Here is a 6,671-nt window from a genome sequence, read left to right as displayed (position 1 = left end):
GAAAGAGAGAAGGTGCGGAGGAAGGGAGTGGGGGGCGGGGCGCGGGTGGGGGCGCGGGTGCGGGTGCGGGTGGGGGCGCGGGTCAGGCCGCGTCGGCCTCCATGCGCTCACGCAGGCTGCGCGGGCGCATGTCCGTCCAGACCTCGGCGATCCGGGCGAGGCACTGCTCGCGGGTGCCCTCGGTGCCCTCGGCGCTCCAGCCGGCGGGCAGGTCGCGCTCGGCCCACCAGATCGAGTACTGGTCCTCGTCGTTGCGGACGACGCGGTAGGTGCGGTCGTCGGTCGGCTCGGTCGCCATGTCTGCTCCTTGGAAGGGTGGTCGGGCGGTCGCCCTGTGGTGGGTGGTGCAGGTGGTGCAGGTGGTGCGGGTAGTGCCGGTGGTGCTGGTAGTGCCGGTGGTGCGGGTGTGGGCTCAGGCGGCGGGCGGCGGCAGGAAACCGTCGACCCGTACCCCCAGGCCCTTGGCGGCCGCCTCTTCGTGCACGGCGGCGGCGAGGGCCATGTCGAGCACCCCGAGCCCGAACGGCGAGAAGACCGTCGTCCGGCCCGGGACGCGGACGAACTCCCGGTCGCCGTTGAGCAGCTCGCCGATCGAGGCGTCGATGAAGTCCCGGTTGCCGGTGAGCTGTTCGGCCAGGTGCGGCGAGGTGCGCTCGCGGCACACGTGGTCGGCGTCGTCGACGATGTTGTGGGCGCCGAGCAGCGCCTCGGGGTGCAGGTCGCGCAGCGAGACGTGCAGCACCAGCGAGCCCGGCCGCACCGCGTCGAGGCCGGTGTGCGGCACGCCCGCCGTGGTCGCGAAGGAGATCAGCGGGTGCGCGCCGAGCGCCTCGTCGAGCGAGTCGGCGTACGCGACCCGCAGCCCGGGCGCGTCGGCGGCGAGCCGGCCGGCGAACTCCTCGGCGCGGGCCCGCGACCGGTCGAACAGCGTGACCCCGGTCAGCTCCGGGAGGACCGCGCGCAGATGGCGCAGGACCTCCTGGTTGATGACACCGCAGCCGATGAGCGCGACGCCGGTCGGGCGCGCGTCGCGGGTCAGCAGCTCGGCGGCGAGCGCGGCACTGGCCGCGGTGCGCATGGCGGAGATCACCGAGCCCTCGACCAGCGCCTCGGGGTGGCCCGTGGCCAGCGAGTTGAGCAGGATCGCGGCACTGGCGCGCCGCAGTCCGGACTCGATGTTCGCCGGGAACGACGAGATCCACTTCATGCCGGCCACCGGACGGTCGCCGCCGCGGTAGGCCGGCAGGCCGATGATGCGGTCCCGGTCGTGGCCGGGGAAGCGCAGGAAGACGGAGTGCGGGACCGCGGTCTGCCCGGAGGCATGCAGCCGGTAGGCCTCGGCGACGGTGCGGACGTTGTCCGCCTCGCGGCCGTCGAGGATGCTCTCGACATCGGCGTGCCGGATGACAATCATGGGAAGTCAGTCCTTCCAGAGATGGGAGACCTCGCCGAAATTCCGGTGCACCCAGTCGTCGGAGTAGATGGTGTCGAGGTAGCGGTCGCCGCCGTCCGGGAAAATGAGCACGCAATTCGACCCGTCCGGAATGTGCTCCGCGTATTTCCGCAGGGCCGCGACCGTCGCCCCGGACGAGCCGCCGGCCAGGATCGCCTCGCGGGCGACGAGCCTGCGGCAGGCGGCGACGCATTCGAGGTCGGAGATGTGGACCACCTCGTCGGCGGCCTGGGGGTCCATCAGCGGCGGCACCACGGAGGCGCCGTGACCGGGGATGAGCCGAACCGTCGACTCCAGCCCGAAGATCGCGCTGCCCAGGGCGTCGACGGCGACGACCGTGGTGCCGAGGCCTTCCTCGCGGATGTGGTCGGCGCAGCCCTTGAGGGTGCCGAAGGTCGAGACCGAGGCGAAGAGATAGTCGACCCGGCCGTCCAGGGACCGGGCGATCTCCCGCATGGTGACCTCGTGGGCGCGCGGGTTGAGGGGGTTGGCGTACTGGTTGGGCCAGAACGCGTTGGCGGTGCTCGCGACCAGCTCGCGCACCCTGCGCAGCCGGGACGGCAGATACTCGCCGGTGGCCGTGTCGCGCTCGGTGACGACCTCGATCTCGGCGCCGAAGGCCTTGAGGATCGCGAGGTTCTGCGTGGTGGTCTTGCCGTCGACCACGCAGATGAAGCGCAGCCCGAAGTAGCGGCAGATCTGGGCGAGTCCGACCGCGAGATTGCCGGAACTGGACTCGATGACGACGGACTCGCCCGGCCGCAGTTCGCCACTGCGCACTGCGTCGACGAGCATTCTCAGCGCCGACCGGTCCTTGATGCTGCCGCCCGGGTTGAAGCGCTCGACCTTGGCGTAGACCTGGGACCCGAAGCCGGGCAGCAGGTTTTCCATGTGGACCAACGGGGTGTTCCCGATGGTCGACAGAATTCCTGAGTACGGTTTATCGGGCACGGTTGTCCCTTCGTGGCAGGCACTGTGGAAAAGCTCTGACCTGACTCTCGAATTCTGTGCGGGACCGCTATACCCCCCCTATACGGCGCGGGCCGGCACGCGAAAGGAGCCGGGGTACGCCGGTTGCGGCGTGCCCCGGCTCCTTCACGGGCCGGCTGGGTGCGGCTCCCGCGGCTCTCGCGGGCTCTTCCGGAGAGGCAGGAGCCGTCAGCGGGTGACGGCCGTCTGTCCGGCCGGCTCCTGGCGGGGGGCCGTCGGCAGCGGTGCGGTGTCCGGCGCCGCCGGGACGGGGGTGGGCGCGGGCTCGTCGTCGCTGCCCTCCAGGCTGACGCCCGGCAGCCAGCGCAGGGCACGCGGCATCTTCCAGGTGGCGTCGCCGAACATCGTCAGCGCGGCCGGCAGCAGGACACCGCGCACGAGCGTGGCGTCGATGAGCACGGCCGTCGCGAGGCCGACGCCCACCATCTTGTAGTCGATGGCGGAGAGCGTGGCGAAGACCGAGAACACCGCGATCATCACGGCGGCGGCGCTGCTGACGACGCCCGCGCTCTTGGTGATGCCCTCCACCACGGCCTGCTTGGTGGACATGCCCCGGCCGCGGTACTCGCGCACCCGGCTGAGGATGAACACGTGGTAGTCCATGCTCAGCCCGAACAGGGTGACGAACATGAACAGCGGCAGCCAGCTGACCACCGCGCCGTACGAGCGGAAGTCGAGCAGCGAGGACAGGTGCCCGTCCTGGAAGACCAGGGTCAGGACGCCGTAGGCCGCGCCGATCGACAGCAGGTTGAGGACGATCGACACGATCGGGATCACCAGCGACCGGAAGGCGGCCGCGAGCAGCACGAACGCGAGGACGATCACGAAGCCGAAGACCCACGGGGCGCTGTTCTCCAGCGCCGAGTTGAAGTCCTCCTGCTTGGCGGTGTCGCCGGCGACCGCGTACTCCAGGCCGTCGACCTCGCCGAACGAGGCGGGCAGCGCGTTGTCGCGCAGTTCCTTCAGGGCGGCCACGGACTCGGCGTTCTTGCCGTCACCGGCCAGCGGTACCCGTACCACCATGAGTTCGCCGCCGGGGATGAGGCTGGCCTCGACGGGCTCCATCAGCTTGCCGTCACTGCCGGCGACCTGCTCCTTGAGCGTGCCGATCGCGGACTTGACCGCGGCTCCGTCCAGATCCGAGCCGCGCACCACGACCTCGGCCGGCTGGGTGTCCACCGGGAACGCCTTCTCGACCCGCTCCAGGGCCTGCAACGCCGGTACGTCGGTGGGCAGCCGGTGCTTGAGGTCGGGGTCGGAGAGCTTCATGCCGAGCGCGGGCACGGCGAGCAGGGCCAGGGCCGCCGCGCCGACGACGGCCCAGATCACGGGGGCCTTGACGACCTTGCGCACGATCGCGCCCCACACACGGGAGTCCTTGACGACGGTGCGGCGGGCGCCGAGCCACGGCACCTGCCAGCGGTCGACGCGCTCGCCGAGCCAGGACAGCACGGCGGGCAGCGCGGTGATCGCGCCGAGCATGCCGATGCCGACGACGGCGATGGTGCCGACGGTCATACCGGTGAAGGTCTCGATGCCGGTGAAGAACAGTCCGGCGAGCGCGACCATGACGGTGAGCCCGGAGACCACGACGGCCTTGCCGGAGGTGCGGCCCGCGATGATGAGGGCGGTGTCGTTGTCGTGTCCGGCGGCGCGCTCCTCGCGGGCCCGGCGCAGGTAGAACAGCGAGTAGTCGACGCCCACGGCCATGCCGATCAGGAGCACCACCGACGGGGTGGAGTCGCCGATCGCGATCCACTTGCCGAAGAACGTCAGGAAGCCCATGGCCGCCACGACGGAGACCAGCGAGATCAGCACCGGCAGGCCGGCCGAGATGAGCGAGCCGAAGACGACGGTCAGGATCGCCACGGTGATCGGGATGGACAGCACCTCGGCGCGGAGGAAGTCGTCGTCCTGGATCTTGTCGATCGCCTGGCTGACGCTGACCTTGCCGGTCTGCGTGATGTCGACGCCCGGGTGGGCCTTCGCCTGTTCGGCGACGGCCTTCTCCATCGGCTCCATCGAGTAGCCGGTCACGGAGAACCGGACGAGCAGCGAACGCCCGTCCTCGGACACCAGCTTCTCGGCCGCTTCGGCGCCGTCGGTCGGCGTGACGACGTCGGAGGCCCAGTCGGCGCCGGTCTCGTCCTTGCCGAGTCCGCGCAGCGCCTGCGCGACATCCGCGGCCGCCTGCCGCATCTCGGGGTTGTCGGCGTAGGCGGGGTCGCCCGCCTCCGCCTCGATCAGCACGTTCTCCTGCGGCGGTGAGAACACGGCCGCGTCGTCCAGCATCTTCTGTGCGCGGCCCGTCTCACCCGGCGCGTGCTCGTCGAGGCTGGTGGAACCCAGGCCCGCACCGATCGCGATGATGAGGACAACCAGACCCAGCCAGCCGAAGGCTGCCCGTTTCCGGTTTCGGACACTCCAGTGGGTGATCCGTTCGACCAACGGCCGTCGGCCGGCCCCGGTTGCCTGCTTCATGATGGTGACCTCGTCGGTAGGGGTGGTGGGCTCACGCTGGCACCGCCTTCTCATAAACGGCCTATATCCTGAGGCCCCGGGGGTGGGGGGGTGCCGCACTCACCAGTCGTCGTACTGGCCGTCGCCCAGGCTCAGCAGTTCCGCGAGCTGGTCGCCCGCGGCCAGCGGGACGCGCGAGACGACCGCCGCGGGCTCGTCCACGGCCGCCTCGATCATGCGGGTGCAGACCGCGGCGAACCGCTCGACGGTCTCCCGGTCGAACAACTCGTCGGCGTAGCGCAGGACGATCGTCAGACCGTCCGCGCCGCTGCGCAGTTCGACGTTGACGTCGAACTGGCCCTCCATGTGCGGAAGGTCGAGGAGCGACAGGCTCAGCCCCCCGTACGTGGTCGGTCCCGCCGCGCCGACCAGTCCGGGCACCGGCAGCCGGTCGGTCGCGATCAGCGTCACGGCCATGGCGAACCTGGGCACGGGGACGGGGTGGCGCAGCCGTCCGAGGCCGGCGAGCAGGCCCAGGTGGGCCTCGCTCACGGTGTCGCCGATGGTGGTGCCGGCGGCGAACCGGGCGCGCAGGGCGAGGGAGCTGACGAGATAGCCGACCATGTCGGCGGTGCCCTTGCCGATCCTGCTGGACGCGGGGCAGCCGATGAGGAAGTCGTCGAGCCCGGTGGAGCGGTGCACCGCGGCCTGGAAGGCGCCGAGCAGCAGCGCGAAGGGCGTCACCCCGGCGTGCGCGGCCGCGTCGGGCAGCCGGGCGGCGAGTGCCGGGGCGACCTCGTGGACGTAGGTCGCGCCGCGCGGTGCCGCGGGTTGGGTGGCGGGACGGTCGGGGGTCAGGGTCGCGGCGGTGGTGCCCTGGCCGAGCCCGGCCCAGTACCGCTCGGCGCGGGCGCGGGCGGGGCTGCCGGCGAGCGCCCGTTCCTGGTCGACGTACCGGCTGTAGGGGACGGTGACGGCGGGCAGCGGGCCACCGCCGAGGGCGTAGGCGTCGAGGAGGTCGCGCAGCATCAGCCACTGGCTGGTGGCGTCGCTGGCGATGTGGTGGGCGGCGACCACGAGCGTCGCGTCGGCGGGCCCGCGGCGCAGCAGCACGACCCGGAACGGCCAGGCCCGGGAGAGCGCGAAGGGCCGGGCGCCGGCCTCGCGGGCGAGCGCGGTCACGTCCTCGTCCGTGCCGCCGGGCACCTCGCGCACCTCGAACGGCACCGGCAGGCCGGGCGCGGGCCGGCGTACCGGCTGCCCGTCCTCCTCCTCGTACACGGAGCTCAGCAGCTCGTGGCGGTCGGCGAGGGCGGCCACCGCGCGGCGCATCCTCTCCGCGTCGAGCGGGCTGTGCACGCGCACGGCGAGGACCACGTTGTACGCGGCGCTGCCGGGGGCGAGCCGGTGCAGGAACCACATGGCCTCCTGGCCCGCGGAGAGCGGGAGTGCGGCGGTCACCGCCTGGCCAGCTCTTCCGTGAGGTGGGCGGTGATCGCGCCGACGGTCGGGTGGTCCCAGGCCATGGTCGGTTCGACGGCGAGCCCGAAGCGGTCCTCGACGTCGCCGCACAGGGTGAGCGAGTAGACCGAGTCGAGGCCGATGTCGACCAGCGGAGCGTCCTCGTCGATCTCCTCCGTGGAGCACTCCAGGTAGAAGGCGATCCGTTCGACGAGCCAGCCGCGGATGTCGGCGGCGGGGACGGTCTCGGGTGCGGTGGGCCCGGTGGAGGCGATGGACATGGCTGAACTCCCGTGGGACAGCGCCC

General features: G+C 71.9%; 6 protein-coding genes. All 6 read right to left on the bottom strand.

What is annotated here, in order from left to right; all coding sequences use genetic code 11:
• Positions 1 to 82: 82 nt before the first annotated feature.
• The 6 genes from ACIQ6R_RS22460 to ACIQ6R_RS22435 all read right to left on the bottom strand — a co-directional run bounded on the left by ACIQ6R_RS22460 (position 83) and on the right by ACIQ6R_RS22435 (position 6,645).
• Positions 83 to 298 carry an MbtH family NRPS accessory protein gene (locus ACIQ6R_RS22460; protein WP_121748250.1) on the bottom strand — a complete coding sequence of 72 codons (216 nt, stop codon included), beginning with the start codon at positions 296 to 298 and terminating at the stop codon, positions 83 to 85.
• A 114-nt stretch (positions 299 to 412) separates the two neighbouring features.
• Positions 413 to 1,414 carry a 2,3-diaminopropionate biosynthesis protein SbnB gene (gene sbnB, locus ACIQ6R_RS22455; RefSeq protein WP_404173630.1) on the bottom strand — a complete coding sequence of 334 codons (1,002 nt, stop codon included), beginning with the start codon at positions 1,412 to 1,414 and terminating at the stop codon, positions 413 to 415.
• Between the two features lie 6 nt (positions 1,415 to 1,420).
• Positions 1,421 to 2,404 (bottom strand): 2,3-diaminopropionate biosynthesis protein SbnA, encoded by a 984-nt coding sequence (gene sbnA, locus ACIQ6R_RS22450; RefSeq protein ID WP_404222993.1) that lies wholly within the window; start codon positions 2,402 to 2,404, stop codon positions 1,421 to 1,423.
• Between the two features lie 207 nt (positions 2,405 to 2,611).
• On the bottom strand, positions 2,612 to 4,924 hold the full coding sequence (locus tag ACIQ6R_RS22445; RefSeq protein ID WP_404173624.1) for an MMPL family transporter: 2,313 nt from the start codon (positions 4,922 to 4,924) through the stop codon (positions 2,612 to 2,614).
• 99 nt (positions 4,925 to 5,023) lie between these two features.
• Positions 5,024 to 6,364 (bottom strand): condensation domain-containing protein, encoded by a 1,341-nt coding sequence (locus tag ACIQ6R_RS22440; protein ID WP_404222992.1) that lies wholly within the window; start codon positions 6,362 to 6,364, stop codon positions 5,024 to 5,026.
• Positions 6,361 to 6,645: an acyl carrier protein gene (locus tag ACIQ6R_RS22435; protein ID WP_404222991.1), complete on the bottom strand. Its 285-nt coding sequence runs from the start codon at positions 6,643 to 6,645 to the stop codon at positions 6,361 to 6,363. Before ACIQ6R_RS22435 ends, ACIQ6R_RS22440 begins: the two co-directional genes overlap by 4 nt.
• Positions 6,646 to 6,671: the final 26 nt, after the last annotated feature.

Source organism: Streptomyces sp. NPDC096048, assembly GCF_044763415.1.
In the GTDB taxonomy this organism is placed as follows: domain Bacteria; phylum Actinomycetota; class Actinomycetes; order Streptomycetales; family Streptomycetaceae; genus Streptomyces.
This window is presented reverse-complemented; position numbering and strand designations above follow the sequence as displayed.

Coding starts and splice junctions, on each gene's coding strand:
- ACIQ6R_RS22460 (WP_121748250.1), bottom strand. CDS start 298: ATGGCGACCGAGCCGACCGACGACCGCACCTACCGCGTCGTCCGCAAC.
- ACIQ6R_RS22435 (WP_404222991.1), bottom strand. CDS start 6,645: ATGTCCATCGCCTCCACCGGGCCCACCGCACCCGAGACCGTCCCCGCC.
- sbnB (WP_404173630.1), bottom strand. CDS start 1,414: ATGATTGTCATCCGGCACGCCGATGTCGAGAGCATCCTCGACGGCCGC.
- ACIQ6R_RS22445 (WP_404173624.1), bottom strand. CDS start 4,924: ATGAAGCAGGCAACCGGGGCCGGCCGACGGCCGTTGGTCGAACGGATC.